The sequence below is a fragment of the Cloacibacterium sp. DMC96 genome (assembly GCF_056313765.1).
In genome coordinates this window covers 798,453-820,718 of the sequence record NZ_JBQUZQ010000001.1, presented here as the reverse complement: position 1 = coordinate 820,718, position 22,266 = coordinate 798,453, and the positions used below count along the sequence as shown (strand labels likewise).

At 33.1% G+C, this 22,266-nt stretch carries 27 protein-coding genes; 17 read left to right on the top strand and 10 right to left on the bottom strand.

From position 1 onward, the window contains the following. Window position 1 precedes the first annotated feature (1 nt). From ACT53I_RS03660 to trpA, 15 genes are all read left to right on the top strand, one after another. Entirely contained in the window at window positions 2-517 is a 516-nt protein-coding gene (locus tag ACT53I_RS03660; RefSeq protein ID WP_213189039.1) for a TlpA family protein disulfide reductase, read from the top strand. Then, window positions 517-1,128 (top strand): DUF4230 domain-containing protein, encoded by a 612-nt coding sequence (locus ACT53I_RS03655; RefSeq protein ID WP_476078472.1) that lies wholly within the window; start codon window positions 517-519, stop codon window positions 1,126-1,128. Before ACT53I_RS03660 ends, ACT53I_RS03655 begins: the two co-directional genes overlap by 1 nt. A gap of 76 nt (window positions 1,129-1,204) precedes the next feature. Further along, on the top strand, window positions 1,205-1,402 hold the full coding sequence (locus ACT53I_RS03650) for a hypothetical protein (RefSeq protein WP_476078471.1): 198 nt from the start codon (window positions 1,205-1,207) through the stop codon (window positions 1,400-1,402). A 101-nt stretch (window positions 1,403-1,503) separates the two neighbouring features. Beyond that, window positions 1,504-3,423: a threonine--tRNA ligase gene (gene thrS / locus ACT53I_RS03645; RefSeq protein WP_476078470.1), complete on the top strand. Its 1,920-nt coding sequence runs from the start codon at window positions 1,504-1,506 to the stop codon at window positions 3,421-3,423. Window positions 3,424-3,509: 86 nt separating this feature from the next. Then, entirely contained in the window at window positions 3,510-4,040 is a 531-nt protein-coding gene (gene infC / locus ACT53I_RS03640) for a translation initiation factor IF-3 (protein WP_069799165.1), read from the top strand. Window positions 4,041-4,169: 129 nt separating this feature from the next. Beyond that, a complete protein-coding gene (gene rpmI, locus ACT53I_RS03635; RefSeq protein ID WP_069799163.1) occupies window positions 4,170-4,367 on the top strand; it encodes a 50S ribosomal protein L35 in 198 nt (65 codons plus the stop codon). 129 nt (window positions 4,368-4,496) lie between these two features. Continuing rightward, complete coding sequence (rplT, locus tag ACT53I_RS03630) at window positions 4,497-4,841, top strand: 50S ribosomal protein L20 (RefSeq protein WP_069799160.1); 345 nt, start codon at window positions 4,497-4,499, stop codon at window positions 4,839-4,841. 269 nt (window positions 4,842-5,110) lie between these two features. Next, entirely contained in the window at window positions 5,111-6,529 is a 1,419-nt protein-coding gene (locus ACT53I_RS03625) for an anthranilate synthase component I family protein (protein WP_476078469.1), read from the top strand. Then, window positions 6,526-7,092 carry an anthranilate synthase component II gene (locus tag ACT53I_RS03620; protein ID WP_476078468.1) on the top strand — a complete coding sequence of 189 codons (567 nt, stop codon included), beginning with the start codon at window positions 6,526-6,528 and terminating at the stop codon, window positions 7,090-7,092. Before ACT53I_RS03625 ends, ACT53I_RS03620 begins: the two co-directional genes overlap by 4 nt. 1 nt (window position 7,093) lies before the next feature. Beyond that, on the top strand, window positions 7,094-8,083 hold the full coding sequence (gene trpD / locus ACT53I_RS03615) for an anthranilate phosphoribosyltransferase (protein ID WP_476078467.1): 990 nt from the start codon (window positions 7,094-7,096) through the stop codon (window positions 8,081-8,083). A gap of 31 nt (window positions 8,084-8,114) precedes the next feature. Then, on the top strand, window positions 8,115-8,891 hold the full coding sequence (gene trpC / locus ACT53I_RS03610; RefSeq protein WP_476078466.1) for an indole-3-glycerol phosphate synthase TrpC: 777 nt from the start codon (window positions 8,115-8,117) through the stop codon (window positions 8,889-8,891). Between the two features lie 16 nt (window positions 8,892-8,907). Then, window positions 8,908-9,573 (top strand): phosphoribosylanthranilate isomerase, encoded by a 666-nt coding sequence (locus tag ACT53I_RS03605; protein ID WP_476078465.1) that lies wholly within the window; start codon window positions 8,908-8,910, stop codon window positions 9,571-9,573. Next, complete coding sequence (gene trpB / locus ACT53I_RS03600) at window positions 9,570-10,757, top strand: tryptophan synthase subunit beta (RefSeq protein WP_476078464.1); 1,188 nt, start codon at window positions 9,570-9,572, stop codon at window positions 10,755-10,757. Before ACT53I_RS03605 ends, trpB begins: the two co-directional genes overlap by 4 nt. A gap of 152 nt (window positions 10,758-10,909) precedes the next feature. After that, on the top strand, window positions 10,910-11,698 hold the full coding sequence (locus ACT53I_RS03595; protein ID WP_476078463.1) for a PhzF family phenazine biosynthesis protein: 789 nt from the start codon (window positions 10,910-10,912) through the stop codon (window positions 11,696-11,698). Between the two features lie 12 nt (window positions 11,699-11,710). Then, complete coding sequence (trpA, locus tag ACT53I_RS03590) at window positions 11,711-12,442, top strand: tryptophan synthase subunit alpha (RefSeq protein ID WP_476078462.1); 732 nt, start codon at window positions 11,711-11,713, stop codon at window positions 12,440-12,442. 29 nt (window positions 12,443-12,471) lie between these two features. Here the strand turns inward: trpA and ACT53I_RS03585 are convergent, their stop codons facing one another. The 10 genes from ACT53I_RS03585 to hisG all read right to left on the bottom strand — a co-directional run bounded on the left by ACT53I_RS03585 (window position 12,472) and on the right by hisG (window position 20,199). Continuing rightward, entirely contained in the window at window positions 12,472-12,660 is a 189-nt protein-coding gene (locus ACT53I_RS03585; protein ID WP_476078461.1) for a hypothetical protein, read from the bottom strand. Between the two features lie 14 nt (window positions 12,661-12,674). Then, window positions 12,675-12,911 (bottom strand): hypothetical protein, encoded by a 237-nt coding sequence (locus tag ACT53I_RS03580; protein ID WP_476078460.1) that lies wholly within the window; start codon window positions 12,909-12,911, stop codon window positions 12,675-12,677. Between the two features lie 66 nt (window positions 12,912-12,977). Continuing rightward, window positions 12,978-13,565, bottom strand: a complete 588-nt coding sequence (hisIE, locus tag ACT53I_RS03575; protein ID WP_476079373.1) for a bifunctional phosphoribosyl-AMP cyclohydrolase/phosphoribosyl-ATP diphosphatase HisIE — start codon at window positions 13,563-13,565, stop codon at window positions 12,978-12,980. Window positions 13,566-13,723: 158 nt separating this feature from the next. Next, window positions 13,724-14,479 (bottom strand): imidazole glycerol phosphate synthase subunit HisF, encoded by a 756-nt coding sequence (gene hisF / locus ACT53I_RS03570; RefSeq protein WP_476078459.1) that lies wholly within the window; start codon window positions 14,477-14,479, stop codon window positions 13,724-13,726. A 3-nt stretch (window positions 14,480-14,482) separates the two neighbouring features. Beyond that, window positions 14,483-15,193: a 1-(5-phosphoribosyl)-5-[(5-phosphoribosylamino)methylideneamino]imidazole-4-carboxamide isomerase gene (gene hisA / locus ACT53I_RS03565; RefSeq protein ID WP_476078458.1), complete on the bottom strand. Its 711-nt coding sequence runs from the start codon at window positions 15,191-15,193 to the stop codon at window positions 14,483-14,485. Between the two features lie 3 nt (window positions 15,194-15,196). Continuing rightward, complete coding sequence (gene hisH, locus ACT53I_RS03560) at window positions 15,197-15,775, bottom strand: imidazole glycerol phosphate synthase subunit HisH (protein WP_476078457.1); 579 nt, start codon at window positions 15,773-15,775, stop codon at window positions 15,197-15,199. Window positions 15,776-15,861: 86 nt separating this feature from the next. Beyond that, window positions 15,862-16,959: a bifunctional histidinol-phosphatase/imidazoleglycerol-phosphate dehydratase HisB gene (gene hisB / locus ACT53I_RS03555; RefSeq protein WP_476078455.1), complete on the bottom strand. Its 1,098-nt coding sequence runs from the start codon at window positions 16,957-16,959 to the stop codon at window positions 15,862-15,864. Window position 16,960: 1 nt separating this feature from the next. After that, entirely contained in the window at window positions 16,961-17,989 is a 1,029-nt protein-coding gene (gene hisC / locus ACT53I_RS03550) for a histidinol-phosphate transaminase (RefSeq protein ID WP_476078454.1), read from the bottom strand. Beyond that, on the bottom strand, window positions 17,979-19,271 hold the full coding sequence (hisD, locus tag ACT53I_RS03545) for a histidinol dehydrogenase (protein WP_476078453.1): 1,293 nt from the start codon (window positions 19,269-19,271) through the stop codon (window positions 17,979-17,981). Before hisD ends, hisC begins: the two co-directional genes overlap by 11 nt. A gap of 70 nt (window positions 19,272-19,341) precedes the next feature. Further along, window positions 19,342-20,199, bottom strand: coding sequence for an ATP phosphoribosyltransferase (gene hisG / locus ACT53I_RS03540; protein WP_476078452.1), 858 nt, complete (start codon window positions 20,197-20,199; stop codon window positions 19,342-19,344). Window positions 20,200-20,513: 314 nt separating this feature from the next. Here hisG and ACT53I_RS03535 point away from each other — a divergent pair, with 314 nt between their 5' ends. Both ACT53I_RS03535 and ACT53I_RS03530 read left to right on the top strand, forming a co-directional pair. After that, entirely contained in the window at window positions 20,514-21,329 is an 816-nt protein-coding gene (locus tag ACT53I_RS03535; RefSeq protein WP_476078451.1) for a glycosyltransferase family 2 protein, read from the top strand. A gap of 88 nt (window positions 21,330-21,417) precedes the next feature. Next, the gene (locus tag ACT53I_RS03530; RefSeq protein ID WP_476078450.1) at window positions 21,418-22,239 is read left to right on the top strand and encodes a glycosyltransferase; all 822 of its coding nucleotides are present in this window, start codon (window positions 21,418-21,420) and stop codon (window positions 22,237-22,239) included. The last annotated feature ends 27 nt before the right edge of the window (window positions 22,240-22,266 follow it).

Here is a 22,266-nt window from a genome sequence, read left to right as displayed (position 1 = left end):
AATGAAAAAAATAATCACATTAATTATTTTAGGTATGGCACTTAATTCTTGCGCTCAAAAAGTAATCATCAATAGAGAAATTGACACTCCAGAATACGGAAAAATGCTTCTAGGAAGCCAATCTTTGGATCAATTTCAAAAAGAACCTTATAAAGCTTGGTATGACGAAAATTATACCATCTATCCTATCGATAAAACCGCTCTTGAAGGTTTAAAGAAAGAAAAAATCAATTCATATAATATCATCGTATTTCTAGGAACTTGGTGCGGAGACAGCAAAAGAAATTTCCCTAGACTGATGAAAATTCTAGAAGAAACAAAATTCCCTGAAAGCAAACTCCAAATCATTGGGGTAAACAGACAGAAACAAGCTCCAGATGGCGAAGAAGTAAAATATAACATTACGCACGTTCCTACCATTATCGTAGAAAAATATGGCAAGGAAATTGGTAGAATAACCGAAGAACCAGAAACTGGTTTTATTGAAAAAGATTTATTGAACATTATCAAAAAATAATGAATTACATTAAACAAATCGTTGGTTTTACCTTAGGTGTAATCCTTACTTTATTGCTCGTTTATTTTTTTAGAAATATGGGCAAAAATGATGACCAAGTTTCTACAGATTACTATGTGCTCACCAACCAAATTTCTAAAATGAATAAAATGGTGGTGATAGAACAAGATTTTTCAAACTTGCAAAAAACCAAAATCACCAATCAACTTTTCGGAATCAAAGGTTTACCTTCTAGTGAAAAAGAAATCGTGATTTTCACCAAAGCAAAAGCGCAAGTAACTTATGATTTGAAAAAAATGAAAATCGAGGTAGATTCTGCTGATAAAAAACTGATTATCAAAGAAATACCAAATGCTGACATCAAGATTTTTACTGATGCGGAAATCACTTCGCTTGACGATTCATTTTTCGACCGTTTTTCCGAAGAAGATTTCAAAAGAATAACCAATAATGCTAGAAAAAACGCCGAAAAAACCGTTGACCAAAACAAGTTGAGAACTGAAGGCAGAAAACAATTAATGACAAATCTGAATGAAATTTTCGTTTTAGCGAAAGCATTGAATTATGAAATCGTAGACGAAACGCAAAGCTTTGATTTGTCTAAATTCTAAAAACTTTTCACAATATTGTATAACAGATTTCCTTAGAATTTTTCAGAATTTTGAATAACTTAAAAATTCAAAAATCATGAAAAAAGATAAAAGAAAAAATACCGCAGAAAATAACGCGCAAAACGCAAAACAAAATCAAGATTTTCCTAATTTGCCTCAAACTCCAAGATTAGAAGGTGCTTCTAAAGTTGAAGAAAAACAAGTCAAAAAAACTTCTAAACTTCACCAAGATGGCAGAACCGACAATACCGAACAAAATAAAACCGAAGAGTAATTTCTTCGGTTTTCTATTTTAAGTTCTAATATTATCTTTGAATTTAAGAAACATCAAAAAAAATCCTTATTTTTGCACATTATTAAAATTAGGATTCCAAAATGATTAAAATTACTCTTCCAGACGGAAGCATTCGTGAGTTTGAAGGTGTAGTTACACCTCTAGAAGTTGCAAAATCTATCTCTGAAGGTTTGGCTAGAAACACTATTTCTGCTGTGGTAAACGGCAAACAAGTAGAAGTCACGACGCCAATTAAAGAAGATGCTACGCTTACGTTGCTCACCTGGAATGATGATTTAGGAAAGAAAGCTTTTTGGCATTCTTCAGCACACATTTTGGCTCAATCTATTTTAGATTTTTATCCAAATGCTAAATTAACTATTGGTCCTGCGATTGAAAACGGGTTTTATTATGATGTAGATTTCGGTGATGAATCACTTTCTGAAAAAGATTTTGAAAAAATCGAGAAAAAAATGCTCGAAAACGCTAAAAAAGATGCGACTTTCAATCTTTATTCGGTTTCAAAAGCAGATGCACTGAAAGAATATGCAGACAATCCTTACAAAACTGAATTAATCGAAAATTTACAAGACGGCGAAATCACTTTCTGTACTCATGATAACTTCACAGACCTTTGTAGAGGTGGTCATATTCCAAGTACTGGTATCGTAAAAGCTGTAAAAATTCTTAATGCAGCAGGAGCATATTGGAGAGGAGACGAAAAAAACAAGCAATTAACTAGAGTTTACGGAATTTCTTTCCCTAAACAAAAAGAATTGACAGAATATCTAGAAAGATTAGAAGAAGCAAAAAGAAGAGACCACAGAAAACTTGGAAAAGAACTAGGAATCTTCGCATTTTCTGAAAAAGTAGGTGCTGGTTTACCACTTTGGTTGCCAAAAGGAACTGCACTGAGAAAAAAATTAGAAAATTTCCTTTCAGAAGCACAGAAAAAAGGCGGTTATGAGTTTGTAATGACTCCTCATATTGGGAATATTGAATTGTACAAAACTTCTGGGCACTATGAGAAATATGGAGCAGATTCTTTCCAATCGATTAAAACGCCAAACGAAGGTGAAGAATTTTTCTTAAAACCAATGAACTGCCCTCATCACTGCGAGATTTATAAAACTTCTCAATGGTCTTATAAAGATTTACCAAAGAGATATGCAGAATTCGGAACGGTTTATAGATACGAGCAATCTGGTGAATTACATGGTTTAACCAGAGTAAGAGGTTTCACTCAAGATGATGCACACTTATTTTGTACTCCAGACCAATTATTAACCGAATTTGAAGCGGTAATTGATTTGGTTCTTTACGTTTTCAGAAGCCTAGGATTCGAAGATTTCGTGACTCAAGTTTCACTTAGAGACAAAGAAAACAGATCAAAATACATTGGCTCAGAAGAAAACTGGGAAAAAGCAGAAACTGCAATTATCACTGCTGCACAAAATAAAGGTCTTAAAACCATTGTAGAATACGGCGAAGCAGCTTTCTATGGTCCTAAATTAGACTTCATGGTAAAAGATGCTTTAGGCAGAAGTTGGCAATTAGGAACTATTCAAGTAGATTACAATCTACCAGAGAGATTTGATCTTTGGTACACTGGTAATGACAATGAAAAACACAGACCAGTGATGATTCACAGAGCACCATTTGGTTCTATGGAACGTTTCATTGCCATTTTACTAGAAAACACTGCAGGAGACTTCCCTCTTTGGTTAAGTCCAGACCAATTTATCATTCTGCCTATTTCTGAAAAATATGTAGATTATGCTAAAAAAGTTTCACAATTATTAGAAAATCACGATATTAGCGGTCTAATTGACGATAGAAACGAAAAAACAGGTAAGAAAATTCGTGATGCAGAATTGAAGAAAATTCCGTTTATGTTAGTCGTAGGAGAAAATGAAGAACAGAACGGCACCATTTCTGTAAGAAGACGTGGAGAGGGCGATTTAGGAGTAATGAAATTAGAAGATTTCGTAACCTATTTCAAAGAAGCGGCAAAAATTTAAAAAAGCTAAAAAAGCTTACAACAAAGAATTAACTTTAAAATTATACAACTATAGCACAGAAATTTAACAACAGAGGAAGAGGACCAATGCGTCGCCCTGTACAAGAAGACTTACATCAAATTAACGAAAAAATCCGTGCAAAGGAAGTTCGTTTAGTAGGAGATAATGTAGAACCAGGAGTGTATCCTTTAGCAAGAGCTATTGCAATTGCTCAGGAACAAGATCTTGATTTAGTCGTTATTTCAGATAAAGCAGAACCTTATATCTGTAGAGTTCTTGAATACAAAAAATTTCTTTACGAACAAAAGAAAAAACAAAAGGAACTCAAGGCTAAGCAAGTAAAAGTTGTAGTTAAAGAAATCAGATTCGGACCTCAAACAGACGATCATGATTTCGAGTTCAAGAAAAAACATGCCGAGAAATTTTTAGAAGAAGGCTCTAAATTGAAAACGTATGTTTTCTTCAAAGGACGTTCTATTATCTTCAAAGATCAAGGTGAAATCTTACTTCTAAGACTCGCTCAAGAGCTAGAACACGTAGGAAAAGTAGACCAAATGCCTAAACTGGAAGGTAAGAGAATGATTATGATGATGAGCCCTAAAAAAGCGGCTAAATAATCTTTAATAAAAATAATTTTACATCAAGGGATTTCTCCTCTGAAATCTCTTGATTATAGTATTGCAGAGTATTATAAATTTTTATAATTTTGCAAACTCATTGATAACAAATACATAAAAAGCAAAACAATGCCAAAATTAAAAACGAAATCAGGTGCTAAAAAGCGTTTTGCTCTTACTGGTACAGGTAAGATCAAAAGAAAAAATGCTTACAAAAGCCACATCTTAACTAAAAAAGAAACGAAGCAAAAGAGAAATCTTACGCAAACTTCTTACGTTGCTACTGTGGATGAGAAAAGCGTTCTTCGCCAATTAGCAATTAAGTAGTTTTTATAAATCAATATTCGGTTTATAAGAATTCCTAAAAAATTCATTAAAAGTTAACCCTGAAACGGTGCCTATAAGAGAACTTTAAACGCAGTTCCGCCCTTTTCAAAAAAACAAAAAATTTAAATTATGCCAAGATCAGTAAACGCTGTAGCGTCTAGAGCGCGCAGAAAAAAAGTTTTAAAGCAGGCTAAAGGTTTTTTCGGTAGAAGAAAAAATGTTTGGACTGTAGCTAAAAATGCCGTAGAAAAAGCAATGCAATATGCTTACCGCGGTAGAAAAGAGAAGAAAAGAAGCTTCAGAGGCCTTTGGATTACCAGAATTAACGCTGGAACTAGAGAGCACGGAATGTCTTACTCTCAATTTATGGGAGCTCTTAAAAAGAACAACATCGAGCTAAACAGAAAAGTTCTTGCAGACCTTGCAATGAATCATCCAGAAGCTTTCAAAGCTGTTGTAGATCAAGTAAAATAATGTAAAACAAATTTGTTATCAATAATAAATCCTAAACTTTTTTAGTTTAGGATTTTTTTATTTCAAAAACTTTTATAAATTTGCCCCAATGAAAATGAATAGCAACAAAAATTGGTGGTGGCACTTATACTCTACGCTGAGTCTAAGGTAATACTGCTATGCTTTGAATCTATACTAAAATAAAATTCATTTCATGAGAAGACTTCAGCGATTATACCGTTGAAGTCTTTTTTTATTTAAAAACTTTTTAAAAATATCTCTTAAAATATATGCAAAACTCAAAACTTAGAATCAAAACCACCTCTAAATCATTGATGGGAGACCTTCATACAGCGATGGGAATTTATCTGAAACTCAGAGATAAATTCAGAGATACCATTCTACTGGAAAGTGCCGACCACAATGTAAATAACAACAGTTTTTCTTACATCGCTATCAATGCGATTGCAGGAGTAGAAATTAAAAATCTACAGGAAATGGAAGTGAAATTTCCATTAACCGCTCCAGAAAAATATCAAATTCCAGAAAATTTCAATATCACTGAATATTTAGAAAATTTTTCCAAAAGTTTTGATTGCGAAAAGGTAAAAAAACCAGTTGAAAAAATGGCTCAAGGTTTATTTGGTTACACCAGTTTTGATGCCGTTCAGTTTTTTGAAACCATCCAATTCAAACCTCAAAGCAAGGAAGTAGAAATCCCTATTTTACGTTACAGATTTTATCAATATGTGATTGCTATTAATCATTTTAATGATGAAATGTTCCTCATCGAAAATAAAATTGATGGTTTAAAATCTGATATTTCAGAAATTGAGAGTATCATTCAAGATAAAGACGTTGCACTCTACCCTTTCGAAAAAATAGACGAAGAAACCTCTAATTTAAGTGATGAAGAATACAGAGATTTGGTAGAATTAGCAAAGAAACACTGTTTCCGTGGAGATGTTTTCCAATTGGTTTTAAGCAGAAGATTTGAGCAAAAATTTAGAGGAGATGAGTTCAATGTTTACAGAGCATTGAGAAATATCAATCCTTCTCCCTACCTATTTTTCTTTGATTATGGCGATTATAAATTAATGGGCTCAAGTCCAGAAAGCCAGTTGATTATTCAAAATCATAAAGCCGTAATTCACCCTATTGCAGGAACTTTTCGCAGAACTGGCGATACTGAAAAGGACTTACAATCGGTAGAAACCCTAAAAAAAGACCCGAAAGAAAACGCAGAACATACTATGTTGGTAGATTTAGCCAGAAACGATTTAAGCAAATTAGGAAAAAATGTAACGGTTTCTAAACTGAAAGAAATTCAATTGTTTTCTCACGTCATACACATGGTTTCAGAAGTCACCGCAGAATTAGACGAAAAAACCAATCCTTATGAAATGATTGCGACTACTTTTCCGCAGGGAACATTAAGTGGCGCTCCAAAATATAAAGCTCTTGAACTCATCGATGCTTACGAAAAAACTTCTCGCGGTTATTATGGCGGTTGTATTGGTTTTGTAGGCTTTGACGGAAGTTGCAACCAAGCCATTATGATTAGAACATTTTTAAGCAAAAATAATACGCTTTTCTATCAGGCTGGCGCTGGAATTGTAGCCAAATCTTCCGCAGAAAATGAGTTGCAAGAAGTAAATAACAAACTAAATGCCTTGAAAATGGCAGTTAAAAAAGCAGAAAAATTATGAAAGTTTTAGTTTTCGATAATTACGATAGTTTTACCTACAATCTCGTTCAAATTGTAGAACAAATTTTGGGCGAAAAAGTAGATGTCTTCAGAAATGACGAAATTCATTTAGAAGACATCAATAAATATGATAAAATCATTCTTTCTCCAGGTCCTGGAATTCCTGAGGAAGCAGGTATTTTATTAGACGTGATTAAAAAATATGCACCTACTAAATCTATTTTCGGAGTTTGTCTTGGTCAACAAGCGATTGCCGAAGCATTTGGCGGAAGTCTCATTAATCTTTCAGAAATCTACCACGGTGTTGCCACCGAAGCCAAACAGGTAAAACCTCATAAAATTTTAGAAAATTTACCTGAAGTTTTAGAAGTTGGGCGTTATCATTCTTGGGCTGTGAATCCTGACGATTTCCCAGAAGAATTAGAAATTACCTCTGTAGATGATTCTGGAATGATTATGAGCCTAAAACACAAAGAATATGATGTTCACGCGGTTCAATATCACCCTGAAAGTATTTTAACTCCAAAAGGAAGAGAAATTTTAATCAATTTTTTGAAAAATTAAAATGAAACAAATTTTACAATACCTTTTCAATCATCAAACTTTGACCAAAGCCGAAGCAAAGGCAATAATGATTGAAATTGCACAAAATAAATTCAACGAAACAGAAGTTTCTGCCTTTATCACGGTTTTTATGATGCGTAGCATTACACTGGAAGAAATGCAAGGCTTCCGCGAAGCTCTGTTGCAGTTGGCAAAACCTATTGATTTAGGAACAGATGATTTAGTGGACATTGTAGGAACTGGTGGCGATGGAAAAAACACGTTCAACATTTCAACTTTGGCAAGTTTTATTGTGGCTGGAACCGGGCAAAAAGTAGCTAAACAAGGGAATTATGGCGCTTCTACTATTTCTGGAGCTTCTAACGTTTTAGAAGAATTGGGCTATCAGTTCAAAGATAATCAGGAAGATTTAAAGAAAGATCTAGATAAAGCAAACATCTGTTTTCTTCACGCTCCGCTTTTTCACCCAGCATTAAAAACCGTTGCTCCTTTGAGAAAAGGTCTTGGCTTGAGAACGTTTTTTAATCTTTTAGGACCATTGGTAAATCCTGCAAAACCTAAATTTTCTATGATTGGCGTTTACAGCTTAGAAATCGCAAGATTGTATCAATATATTTTACAAAAAAACAACGAAGATTTCATGTTGGTTCATGCTTTAGATGGTTATGACGAAATTTCTTTGACAGGAGACAGTAAAATTTTCAACAAAAACGGTGAGGAAATTTTTTCTGCTGAAGAATTAGGATTCAAAAATATAGAAGCAGAAACTATTTTCGGTGGAAATACTAAGGAAGAAGCGGCACAAATTTTCAAAAATGTTTTGGAAGGAAAAGGAACTTATGAACAAAATGCTGTAGTTATTTCCAATGCTGCAAAAGCACTTCAAAACACAGGAAAATATGAAAACTACGAGACAAGCTTAGCAGCTGCAAAAGAGAGTTTAGAAAGTGGAAAAGCGCTAGAATGTTTAAATAAACTCGTTACAATTTAAGCTCAAATTGTATATAAAATGTAACTTTAAAATGAATATTTTAGATAAAATAGTAGCTCGAAAAAAGGAAGAAATTGCTTTCTCTAAAAGCAAAATCTCTGTTGAGGAACTGAAAAATTCTGAATTTTTCGAGAGAGAAACTTTTTCTTTGAAAGAATCTGTAAAAGCCAGAAACGGAATTATTGCTGAATTCAAGAGACAATCGCCAAGCAAGGGAATCATCAATGATAAAGTTTCACCTTTAGAAATTGTAATAAAATATGAAGAATTTGGCGCAAGTGGAATTTCAATTTTAACAGATAAAGATTTTTTTGGAGGCAGTTTCCAAGATATTTTGAGTGTGAGAAATTCTGTAAATATCCCGATTTTAAGGAAAGATTTTATGGTTGATGAATATCAATTCTACGAAGCAAAATCTATTGGTGCTGATGTTGTTTTACTTATTGCAGCATGTCTTTCTCCAGCTCAAGTTCAAGAATTTACTGCGTTAGCACACGAATTGAATTTGGAGGTTTTATTAGAAATTCACACCGAAGAAGAATTAGAACACTTCAATCCAAATATTGATTTGGTCGGCATCAACAACCGAAATTTGAAAGATTTCAAGGTAGATTTACAACATTCTGTCAATTTGAAAAACTTGCTTCCAAAAGGAACTTTATCTGTTGCAGAAAGTGGAATTTACAAAGTGGAAGATTTTAAATTTTTGAAAGAAAAAGGATTTGATGCTTTCTTGATGGGAGAATATTTTATGAAAAACGAAAATCCGGGAAACAAATTCAAAGAATTTGTTGATGTGATAATTTGATAATTTTAAAATTAAAATGAGCCAACAACCATCAACCAACAACTATCAACTTAAAGTTTGTGGTTTAACACAACTCTCTCAAATTCAAGAATTAATTTCTTTGAACACCAATTTTTTAGGCTTTATTTTCTACGAAAAATCACCAAGATTTGTCCTGAATCAATTGAGTTTAGAAGAGATTTCAGAAATTAATCATCAAGGAAAAGTAGGCGTTTTTGTAAATGAAACGGTTGAAAAAATTGTGGAAATTTCAGAGAAATCCAATTTGAATTTCATCCAATTACATGGTGATGAAGATGAAGAATTTATAAAAAGGTTAAGGCAAATGCTAAATGAAAACACTAAAATCATTAAGGTAATTAGAATTGGTGATGATAAAAAGAATTTTGAAAACGAAATTAAAAAAATGTCAAATCTCAAATCTCAAATCTCAAATCTATTGTTCGACACAGACAGCAAAGCTTTTGGCGGAACAGGAAAAACCTTTGATTGGCAAATTCTCAACGAAATAGAAATTCCAATACCTTATTTTTTGAGTGGTGGAATTTCTTTAGAAAACCTAGAAAATTTAAAAATTTTAAATCAAAAACCTTTAGTTTTAGACATCAACTCAAAATTTGAGACAGAACCCGGAATTAAAAACCTAGAAAAAATAAAAACATTTAAATCATTATTGAAATGACAACATATAGAAATCCCGACGAAAACGGATATTACGGAGAATTTGGAGGCGCATTTGTTCCAGAAATGCTCTATCCAAACGTGGAAGAACTTCAACAAAATTATATAGAAATTATTGAATCTGAAGAGTTTAAAAAAGAACTCAACGATTTATTGAAAGATTATGTTGGAAGAGCTACTCCACTTTATTTTGCGAAAAATTTAAGCGAAAAATATGGCACAAAAGTTTACCTAAAACGCGAAGACTTAAATCACACTGGTGCGCATAAAATCAATAATGCTCTCGGACAAGTTCTTCTCGCCAAAAAACTAGGAAAAAAGAGAATTATTGCCGAAACAGGAGCTGGTCAACATGGCGTTGCAACTGCTACGGCTTGCGCTTTGATGAATTTAGAATGCATCGTTTACATGGGCGAAGTAGATATTGCAAGACAAGCTCCCAACGTAGCCAGAATGAAAATGCTCGGCGCAACTGTAATTCCTGCAACTTCGGGTTCTAAAACATTGAAAGATGCTGTAAATGAAGCGTTAAGAGACTGGATTAACAACGCTACTACCACGCATTACATCATCGGAAGTGTAGTTGGTCCGCATCCTTTTCCTGATTTGGTGGCGAGATTCCAGAGTGTAATTTCTGAGGAAATTAAATGGCAATTGAAAGAGAAAATCGGAAGAGAAAACCCAGATTACGTTATCGCTTGTGTTGGTGGCGGAAGTAATGCTGCAGGAACTTTCTACCATTTTGTAGATGAACCAAGTGTAAAAATTATCGCAGCAGAAGCTGGTGGTTTTGGTGTAAATTCAGGGAAATCTGCCGCTACAACTTTTTTAGGAACTACTGGCGTTTTGCACGGCAGCAAAAGCATTGTAATGCAAACCAATGATGGACAAGTTATCGAGCCGCATTCTATTTCTGCGGGATTGGATTATCCAGGAATTGGGCCTTTTCACGCGAATTTGTTTAAAAATAATCGTGCAGAATTTTTCAGTATTGATGATGATGAAGCGCTAGAATCTGCTTTTGAACTCACCAAATTAGAAGGCATCATTCCTGCTTTGGAAAGCTCTCATGCAATACACGTTCTGAAGAAAAAAAACTTCCAAAAAGACGATGTAGTAGTGATTTGTTTAAGCGGACGTGGCGATAAAGACATGGAAACTTACCTCAAAATAATTGATAAATAATATTTTTTATGGCGCCAAATTCCGCCTTCCGCTCCCAATCTTTTTTTTGCCAACGCTTTTGCCATTGAAAAAAAAGGATTTCCGCTCAAGTCGGGGCGCAACTCAGAAAAAATTAGAAATTTTTGTATAAAAATTAAACTCAAGTATTGATAATGAGCCAAAAAATATATCAAATAGACGCTTTTGCAGACGCTTTATTTTCAGGAAATCCTGCTGCGGTTTGTCCGTTAGACAGTTGGTTAGATACAGATATAATGCAAAAAATAGCTGCCGAAAATAACTTGGCAGAAACTGCTTTCACTGTTCCTCTAGAAAACGGCTACGAAATTCGTTGGTTTACGCCAGAAGTTGAAGTAGATTTATGCGGTCACGCAACATTAGCTTCCGCCTATACATTGATGAATTTTGAAGGATTTTCAGGAGAAAAAATCAACTTTTTTTCTAGAAACAGCGGAACGCTAACTGTAACTAAAAACGGAGATTTTTTAACTTTAGATTTTCCAGTAGACAACTTACAAAAAGTGGAAGATTTAGCTATTTTTGAGAAATGTTTTGCGTATCAACCTATTGAAGCTTATCAAGGAAAAACAGATTATTTATTGATTTTTGAAAACGAACATCAAATTCAAAATATAGAACCCAACATTCCTGAAATTGCAAAAATCGATGCAAGAGGAATAATTGTAAGCTCGATTTCAGAAAATTTTGACTTTGTATCTAGATTTTTTGGTCCAAACTGCGGTGTAAACGAAGATCCTGTTACAGGTTCTGCTCATACTACATTAACTCCTTTTTGGGCAGAAAAATTGGGCAAAACTAAACTTACTGCAAAACAAATTTCCAAACGTGGTGGCGTTTTAGAATGTGAACTCAAAAATGATAGAGTTCTCATCAGCGGAAAGTGCAAAACCTATTTAAAAGGCGAAATATTTATCAAATAAAAAGATATTAAAATGAAAAAATTAAATATATATTTTACTGCGGGAATTCCCACTCTGGAAGATACTGCAGAAATTATGAAAACCATCCAGAATTCTGGCGCAGATATGATGGAAATCGGGATGCCATATTCTGATCCTGTTGCAGATGGTCCAGTTATTCAAGGTGCACACGAATTGGCTCTGTCTAACGGAATGACCATCGCTCAACTTTTTTCTCAACTGAAATCTGTAAAAGATGAAATTAAAATTCCCGTGATTTTGATGGGCTACATTAACCCTGTTTTAAGTTTTGGATTCGAAAAATTCTGTGAAGAATGTGCCAATTCTGGAGTTTCAGGATTAATTATTCCAGATTTACCTCCGATTGAATTTGAAAGAAATTATCAACCTATTTTAGAGAAATATGGATTGAATTTTACCTTTTTGGTGACTCCAGAAACTTCGGAAGAACGCATCAAATATTTAGATTCTTTGAGTTCAGGGTTTTTATACGCTGTTTCTAGTTCATCTACCACAGGAAACGAAAACAAAGAGGTTAAAAATGATGAATACTTAAATAAATTGGCTTCAATCAAACTGAAAAATCCTGTAATGATTGGTTTCGGAATTAAAAACAAAACTGATTTTGAACAAGTTACAGAAAAATCACAAGGCGGAATTATAGGAACTGCTTTCGTGAAAATTCTTTTAGAAAATAAAGATTGGAAAGAAAAAGCAGAAGCTTTTATCAAATCTATCAAATAAAAAACAGAGCTATTTGCTCTGCTTTTTTATTATTTCAGTAAGCTATTGTACTTTTCTTGTAAAATTTTGAGTTCAACTTCATTCTCTTTCTGTTTCATTTGATTTTTATCTAATTCAACTACAATTTCTTGTAATTTTCGATTTACTTTTTCTTTCTCCGCATCATTTTTAGAAGACAATAGTAAGGATTGTAATTCTATTTTTTTCTGATTAAGCACTTTAAATTTAGAATCTAATCTCTCTTTTTTATAAAATTGAGTTCAAATTTTTCATCTAAATCTTTCATTTCGCTAGATTTACTTGCCTTTGCACTAGCTTCCATTTGGCTCAAAGCTCTTTCTCTTTGATAATTTGATACCTGACTATTATAAGTTTGCTGAGAAACTCTACTACTGTTAATACTTTCTGCTGTTTGAGAAAAAATAGCAATTCCAGAGAATGAAAATGCTAAAGTTAAATATTTTACCATTATTAATTTTTCTAGTAAAGGTAAACATATTCTCAATACTTTTTTACAAGAAAATTACATTTCAAATTAATGTCTTCCCATCAAAACTTCTTCAATGTCTTGTAATTTGAAATTTTTAGCCTTCAATAAAATTAAAAAGTGATACAATAAATCTGCTGCTTCGTTTTTGAACAAGTCATCGTTATTATCTTTCGCCTCAATTACCAATTCTACTGCTTCCTCTCCTACTTTTTGAGCTACTTTATTGATGCCTCTTTGATAGAGTTTTGAAGTATAAGAACCTTCTACATTTTCATCGATTCTTTGGTTGATAATCGATTCTAATTCATACAGAAAACCTTTGGTATCTTTTTCTCCAAAACAACTGAAATTACCAGTATGACAAACCACATTTGTTGGTTTCACTTTAATCAGTAAAGTATCATCATCACAGTCTTTTTCGATGCTTTTTACGTATAAATAATTTTCAGAAGATTCGCCTTTTAACCAAATTCTATCTTTGGTTCTGCTAAAAAAGTGAACTTTCCCCGTTTCTTCTGTTAATTTTAGGGCTTCTTCATTCATAAAACCTAGCATTAACACTTGTAATGTAATTTCGTCTTGTATAATTGCAGGAACTAATCCGTTTCCTTTTTCAAAATTGATCATTTTTATATTTTTTGTTTCGCTCCTACGGAGCTCTATTACTATTAATTCTATATTCTACAAACCTTAAATTCCTACGGAATTTCAAAATTATTTATTAGATGAGACCTGAAAAAGTCTTTGATTTGAATTTTAAAATCTAAAATCGTAAATCTAAAATCGTAAATCTAAAATCTTATGGCAATATTTTGTTGTTTTAAAACTTGTTTTAAATCGTTGATATTAATTTCTCCAAAGTGGAAAATACTTGCTGCTAAAGCTCCTGTTGCTTTGGTTTCGTTAAAAACTTCAGTAAAATCTTTTATTTTTCCAGCACCTCCAGAAGCGATAATGGGAATATTGACGATTTGTGAAATTTCATTGAGCAATCTCACATCGAAACCTTGTTTCGTTCCATCAAAATCCATGGAAGTCAATAAGATTTCTCCAGCTTCTAATTCTTCTACTTTTTTTGCCCAATCGTGGGTTTTATAGTCGGTTTTTATTCTTCCTCCGTTTACAAAAACGTAATCTTCATCTCCAAATTGTTTAGAATCTATCGCCACAACTACACATTGACTCCCGAATTTATCTGCAAAAGTCTTGATTAAATCAGGATTTTTCACCGCCGAAGAATTGATGCTGATTTTATCTGCACCAGCCTTTAGAAGATTGTCAACATCAGAAATTTCTGAAATTCCACCACCAACAGTAAACGGAATATTGATTTCCTCTGCAATTTTTTCTACCAATTGCACTAATGTTTTACGGTTTTCGTGAGTTGCGGTAATATCTAGAAAAACCAATTCATCTGCGCCTTCTTCTACATATCTTTTTGCCAATTCCACAGGGTTTCCTGCATCAATCAACCCCACAAAATTAACGCCTTTTACCGTTCTTCCGTCTTTTATATCCAAACAAGGAATAATTCTTTTCTTGAGCATTTTTTAAATTTTTGAAAGTTGTTCTAAAGAAATTCTTCCTTCATAAATCGCTTTGCCAATGATGGTTCCAGCGCAACCAATTTCTTTCATTTTTTGCACATCTTCTATGTTCGAAATTCCACCACTTGCAATGAGTTCAATGGTTGAATTTTCTATAATTTCTTGATACAATGCTGTGGATGGACCTTGCAGCATTCCGTCTTTTGAAATATCGGTACAAACCACTTCTCTGAAGCCTTTTTTCTGATATTCTTTGATGAAATCTACCACATCTGTTTCAGAATTTTCTAACCAACCCGAAGTTTTGATTTTTCTATCCAAACAATCTGCTCCCAAAATCAATTTTTCGGCGCCAAATTTTTCTAACCAAGCCAAACACAATTCAGGATTTACGACAGCAATACTTCCCAAAGTCACCTTTTTAGCACCACTGTCAAAAGCTTTTTGCAAATCTTCTTCAGAGCGGATTCCTCCTCCGAAATCAATGATAAGATTCGTATTTTTAGCAATGTTTTCAATTACTTTTTGGTTGATGATTTTCTTGGCTTTTGCTCCATCTAAATCCACTAAATGTAAATATTGAATCCCGAAATCTTCAAATTCTTTGGCTACTTCAACAGGATTTTCGTTGTATATTTTTTTGGTATCATAATCACCTTTAGAAAGCCTTACACACTTTCCGTCGATGATGTCTATTGCAGGAATAATTTTCATTTTTTAGATTTTCAAAAAGTTTTCTAATAGTTTAAAACCAGCATCTCCAGACTTTTCTGGGTGAAATTGAGCTGCGTAGAAATTATCTTTTTCCAAAGTTGCACTGAATGGAGTAATATAGTCGCAAACCGAAGTTGTACTTTCACCAATTTCCGCATAATAACTGTGTACAAAGTAAAAATTATCCGTTTCTGATATATTTTCTAGCAATTTTCCTTTCCTTTCCGAAACATTATTCCAACCCATATGTGGAACGATGTCTGAATTTGGGAACAATTTCACTTCGCAATCAAAAATCCCAAGTGCTTTTGTATTGCCTTCTTCCGAAGCATTACACATCAGTTGCATTCCGAGACAAATTCCCAAAACAGGTTGTTTTAAATTAGGAATTACTGCATCTAAACCTCTTTCCATAAGTTTTTTCATCGCTGAAGAAGCTTCCCCAACTCCTGGAAAAATCACTTTATCAGCGTTTTTTATCGTTTCGATATTAGAAGTAATTACCGCTTCAAAGCCTAATTTTTTCAAGGCATTTTGAACGGATTTTACATTTCCTGCATCGTAGTCTATAATTGCTATCATATTTATTTACGAATTACGATTTGTGATTTACGATTTTTAGAATCTATATTTTTAAATTACAAAATCTAAAATCCAAAATTTAAAATTTAAAGAGTTCCTTTTGTACTTGGAAGGTTGAAATTTTGGTCGGTTTGTGCCACTGCATTTCTTAAAACTTTCGCAAAAGCTTTGAAAATGCTTTCAATTTTGTGGTGTTCATTTTCACCTTCCACAGAAATATTCAGGTTACATTTTGCACTGTCTGAAAACGATTTGAAGAAATGATAAAACATTTCCGTTGGCAATTCTCCAATTTTCTCACGCTTAAATTCTGTATTCCAAACAATCCAAGGTCTTCCACCAAAATCAATCGCAACTTGCGCCAAACAATCGTCCATCGGCAAAACAAAAGCATATCTTTCGATGCCTTTTTTGCTTCCTAAAGCTTGTAAAAAACAATCTCCCAAAACGATGGCTGTATCTTCAATGGTGTGATGCTCGTCAACTTCTAAATCACCATCAACTTTTACAAATAAATCAAAATTTCCGTGTTTTGAAATTTGTTCTAACATATGATCAAAGAACTTCAAGCCTGTATCAATACTAGATTTTCCGCTTCCATCAAGATTTAAATCAACTGAAATGTCGGTTTCTTTAGTTGTTCTTTTTACTTTGGCTTTTCTTGGAATTTGTTTAAGATATTGATAGATTTCGTCCCAACTTTTTGTAGAAAAAGTAGCTTCATCATTGGTTTCATCTGAAATAAAAATAGATTTTGAACCAAGATTTTCCGCCAATTCTACATCGGTTTTTCTATCTCCAATCACAAAAGAATTTTCTAAATCGTAATTTCCGAAAATATACTTCTGAAGCATTCCCGTTCTTGGTTTTCTGTTAGGCGAATTTTCGTGCTCGAAACTATCATCTACACAAACTTCAGAGAAGAAAATCCCTTCATTTTCGAAAGCTTTCATCATTTTTTCTTGTGGTTTGATGAAATCTTCATACGGAAAACTCTCGGTTCCCAAACCGTCTTGATTGGTCACCATCACCAATTCGTAATCCAGTTCTTTAGCGATTTTGGCTAAATTCTGAAAAACTCTCGGATAAAATTCCAATTTTTCTAATGAATCCACCTGAAAATCAATCGGAGGTTCGATGATTAAAGTTCCGTCTCTATCGATGAATAATACTTTTTTCTTCATTTTACTTTTTATAATTTTTCAAGGTTTCTATTAATTTTTGATTTTCTTCTTTTGAGCCTACATTAATTCTCAACGCATTTTCAATTTGAGGATGTCTCAGACTGGTCAAAATATTCTGAGCGAGTAAAAATTCATATATTTCTATTGGATTTTCTATTTTGATTAAGAAAAAATTGGCTTCTGTAGGATAGATTTTTTTTACAAAATCCAATTGATTCAGTTGAACTTTTAGAAACTCTCTTTCTGCTAAAATCTTTTCAAGATTTTCCTTAAAAACTTTTTCATCATTAAGTTGTTGCAAAGCTTTTTTTTGACTTAAAGAATTCACGTTATAAGGCCCTTTTATGGTATTCATCAAAGTAGCGATTTCTGTAGAAGCTGCGCCAATTCCAATTCTCAAACCTGCCATTCCATAAGCTTTTGAAAGGGTTTGCAATACTATAAGATTTGGATATTTCGCTAACCAAGAAATAGCTGATTTTCTAGAAGAAAACTCTATATAAGCCTCATCTAAAACCACAATTCCTGAAAAATTTTCAATGAAGAACTCTAAATCATCCACTTCATTTCCTGTTGGATTATTGGGCGAACAAAGAAACAAAACCTTCAAATTTTCATTCTGAATTTTTTGTAAAAAATCTTCTTTATTGATTTGAAAATTTTCATCTAATTCCAGCGAATTAACTTTATTATCATTGATTTTAGCATAAAAAGAATACATCACAAATGATGGATTCATGACCAAAATTTCATCTTTTTTGGGTTCACAAAAAGCTTTGATAATCAAGTCTATCAATTCATCACTTCCATTCCCTACAAAGAGATTCTCTGGGTTGATATTTTTAAGTTCACTTAATTTTTCCTTCAGTTTCTTTTGTGTAGAATCTGGATAACGATTGTACTCACCGAAAGGATTCTCGTTGGCTTCTAAAAAAACGGGTGCATCAAAATTTTGACTATCCCGAAGCGAAGTATAGGGTTTTAAATTTCTAAGATTTTCTCTTATCAAATTTTCGAGTTTAAATTCCATTTTCTAAATTTTTTAAGCGTAATGTAACTGCATTTTTATGTGCTAAAAGTCCTTCTTCTGCTGCCATTTTTTCAATCGTTTTCCCAAGGTTCTGAATTCCTTTTTCAGAAATTTTTTGAATGGTAATTTTCTTTACAAAACTGTCTAAAGAAACGCCACTATAAGCTCTTGCATTACCATTGGTAGGTAAAGTGTGGTTGGTTCCGCTCGCGTAATCTCCTGCGCTTTCTGGCGTGTAATTTCCTAAGAAAATAGAACCAGCATTGGTAATTTCTGATAAAACATTTTCAGGATTTTCAATGGAAAGAATTAAGTGTTCTGGAGCATATTCATTGGTAAATACTATGCATTCATCGATGGAATTCAAGAGAATAAAACTGCTGTTTTCTAGAGCTTTTTCGGCGATATCTTTTCTAGGTAAATCTTGTAATTGAGCTTCGGTTTCTTGTTTAACTTTTTCTAAAATTTCCTTAGAAATCGTCAAGAAAACCACCTGAGAATCTGCACCGTGCTCAGCCTGAGAAAGTAAATCTGCAGCTACAAAACTTGGATTAGCGGTTTCATCTGCGATGACCAAAACTTCACTCGGTCCAGCTGGCATATCAATAGCGATTCCTAATTTTTGAGCAAAAATCTTGGCTTCAGTAACAAATTGATTTCCTGGCCCGAAAATTTTATACACTTTCGGAACAGTTTCTGTACCTAAACTCATTGCAGCAATGGCTTGAGCGCCACCCACTTTAAAAATTTTAGAAACTCCGCAAAGATTCGCAACATATAAAATAATAGGATTAATTTTTCCATTTTTCTGAGGTGGAGAACAGAGAATAATCTCTTTGCAACCCGCAATTTGTGCTGGAACCGCCAACATTAAAACCGTAGAAAAAAGTGGCGCTGTTCCTCCCGGAATGTATAAACCTACCTTATCAATCGCTCTGCTTTCTCGCCAACAAACCACTCCTTCTGTTGTTTCTATTTGTTGTGGAGTTTCTTTTTGAGATTGGTGAAATTTTTCAATATTGTTTTTTGCAGTATTAATGGCAATTTTCAGTTCTTCATCAACCAAACTGATGGCTTCTTTAACTTCTTGCTGAGAAACTTCAATAGTTTCAAGAATCTGATTATCAAATTTTTCAGCGTAAAATTTCAAAGCATTATCGCCTTCTCTTTCTACTTTTTCGAAAATTCCTTTGATAAGATTTTCGATGTCATTTTTCTCAAAAACAGGTCTTTTGGTAAGACTGCTGAATGTATTTCTAGGTGGAAATTCTATTATGTTCATAATTCGTTTGTAAAGTTGTACAGTCGTAAAATCGTAAAAATGTGAAGTCGTACAGTCGTCGAGTTGTAAATTATAGAATCATTTTTTCTATTGGAATGATGAGAATGCCTTCTGCTCCAGCTTTTTTAAGTTGGTCTATTACTTCCCAGAATCTTTTTTCTTCAATCACAGAGTGTAAACTGCTCCAACCTTCTTCAACCAAAGGTACGATAGTAGGACTTTTCAATACTGGCAAAATGCTAGAAACTTCTTGAATTTTTTCATTTGGAACGTTCATCAAGATGTATTTGGTGTTTTTAGATTTTAAAACGGCCTGAATTCTGAACAAAAGTCTCTCTAAAATTTCTAATTTCTCAGCAGTAAGATTTTTATTTTTTGCCAAAACTGCCTCAGATTTAAGAATCGTTACAGTCTCTCTAAGACCATTTTTAAAAAGTGTACTTCCTGAGCTTACAATATCACAAATTCCGTCTGCTAATCCCATGTTTGGAGCAATTTCCACGGATCCAGAAATCACGTGAATTTCTGCTTCAATATTGTTTTCGGATAAGAAATTTTTAACGGTATTTGGATAAGAAGTCGCTATTTTTTTTCCTTGGAAATACGTTACATCATCGGTTTCTACCTCTTTCGGAACTGCTAAAGAAACTCTACATTTAGAAAAACCTAATTTCTGTACAATTTCGATGTCTTTTTGCTTTTCGATAAGTAAATTTTCGCCAACGATGGCTACATCTACCACTCCATCTTCTACGTATTGAGGAATATCTGAATTTCTAAGGAAATAGATTTCGATAGGGAAATTTTCTACCTGAACTTTTAATTGGTCTTTGCCATTATCATAAGAAATTCCACAATCTTTAAGAAGTTTAATAGAATCTTCGAAAAGTCTTCCGCTTTTTTGAACTGCAATTTTTAGTGAACTCATTTTTTGATTTTATTTTTTTAAGCCTCGAGTTCTGCAGTGATGAAAAAGAAAAATCCGCCTGAAAAACTCAAGGCGGATTGTAAATATTTTATTAACTATAATACATGATACATTATCAACTCGCCTTTAGATGAGATGATGAAGATGATGGATTAAGTTTAAATTTTTCATTTTTTGTCTAATTCTTTTGCAAATATAGAGATTTTTTTGAAAATGAAAATTATTTTTCAATTTTTTGAACGTAACAAATATCGTTCTGCTGAATTTTTGAATATTAGGCTAAAAAAGTATCTTTGTGACGAAATATAAAAAATATGAAAGCATCGGTAATTTTTAGCACCTATAATTCGGAAGAATGGCTAGAAAAAGTGATTTGGGGATTTAGCGTACAAACTACCAAAGATTTCGAAATTATTATTGCTGATGATGGCTCTAGAGAAGCCACAAAAAACTTGATTGAGAAATACAAAACTGAACTCGATATTCCTATTATTCATGTTTGGCAAGAAGACAATGGTTTTCAGAAATCGCAGATTCTAAATAAAGCCATCCTTGCTTCTACTACGGATTATTTGATTTTTACTGATGGAGACTGTATTCCCAGAAAAGATTTTGTAGAAACTCACTTTAACAATAGAGAATCGGGAAGATTTTTATCGGGAGGTTATTTCATGTTGCCCATGAATATTTCAAAACTCATCAGTAGAGAAGATGTGCTTTCACAAAAGTGTTTTGATGTGAATTGGTTAACCCAAAATGGATTGAAAAAGTCTTTCAAAAATAATAAATTGACAGCTAAAGCTTTCAAAGCGAAACTTCTCAATTTTTTAACCCCTACTAAACCTTCTTGGAATGGTCATAACGCTTCTGGCTGGAAAAAAGATTTGGTTAAAATCAATGGATTCAACCAAGAGATGCAATATGGTGGACAAGACCGAGAATTAGGAGAAAGGCTGGAAAATTTAGGAATTAAAGGAAAACAAATAAGATACAGCGCAATTTGCGTGCATCTAGACCATGCAAGAGGTTATGTAAATCCTGAAACTTGGGCAAAAAACAATGCCATCAGAAAAAACACAAGAGACCAAAAACTGACTTGGACTGAACAAGGAATCACCACCAATTTATAAGTATGAAATCGCCATAATTAGCAAACACAAAAGCTAATGAAGAATCAGCGATTGCATATGACCTTTAAAAAACAATAAATAACTACATATGAAATCAGCACTTATCATTTCTGTATATAAAAATACTGCCGATTTAGCCGTCGTTTTAAAATCTGTAGAGCAACAAAGTGTTTCTGGCTTTATAACTGTGATTTCCGAGGATGGAAACAGTACAGAAATGGCTGATTTTGTCAAAAATTACAGTGGTAAATTAGATTTAATTCACTTAACTCAAGAAGATTTGGGTTGGCAAAAAAATAAAGCGCTCAACAATACCATTAGAACTATTGGTGTTGATTATTTTATTTTTATAGATGGCGACTGTGTTTTACACCCAAATTTTATAGAAAATCACTTAAAATTTGCTAGAGAAGATAGAATTTTAGCGGGTAAAAGAATCAAGCTAGGTCCTAACTATTCTGACCAATTAAGAAATGCAAAAACGGTTTCTGAATTTGCAAAAGTGATTCTCCCCGAGATAAAATCCATCAAAAAAGATGGTGCAAAATTCTATGAAGAAGGAATTTACATTTCACCAAAATCTATATTTTCTTTCATTGCCTATCTTAGAAAAATGAGCCAAATAAAAGGTTGTAATTTTTCTTGTTACAAATCAGCATTGGAAAAAATAAATGGGTTTAATGAAGATTATGTTTTGCCCGCAATTGGTGAAGATATTGACTTAACTTGGCGTTTTGAAGGAATGGGTTACCACTTATATTCGCTTAGAAATTTTGCAATACAATATCACCTTTATCACAAAGAAAATTGGAGCGACCAAAGTGTAAATGAAGCCATTATGAAAGAAAATCAAAGGCTAAAAAGATACGTTACACTTAATGGATTGAAAAAATTAGAAGAAAATACATAAATAAAAAATCTACTCTTTTCGAGTAGA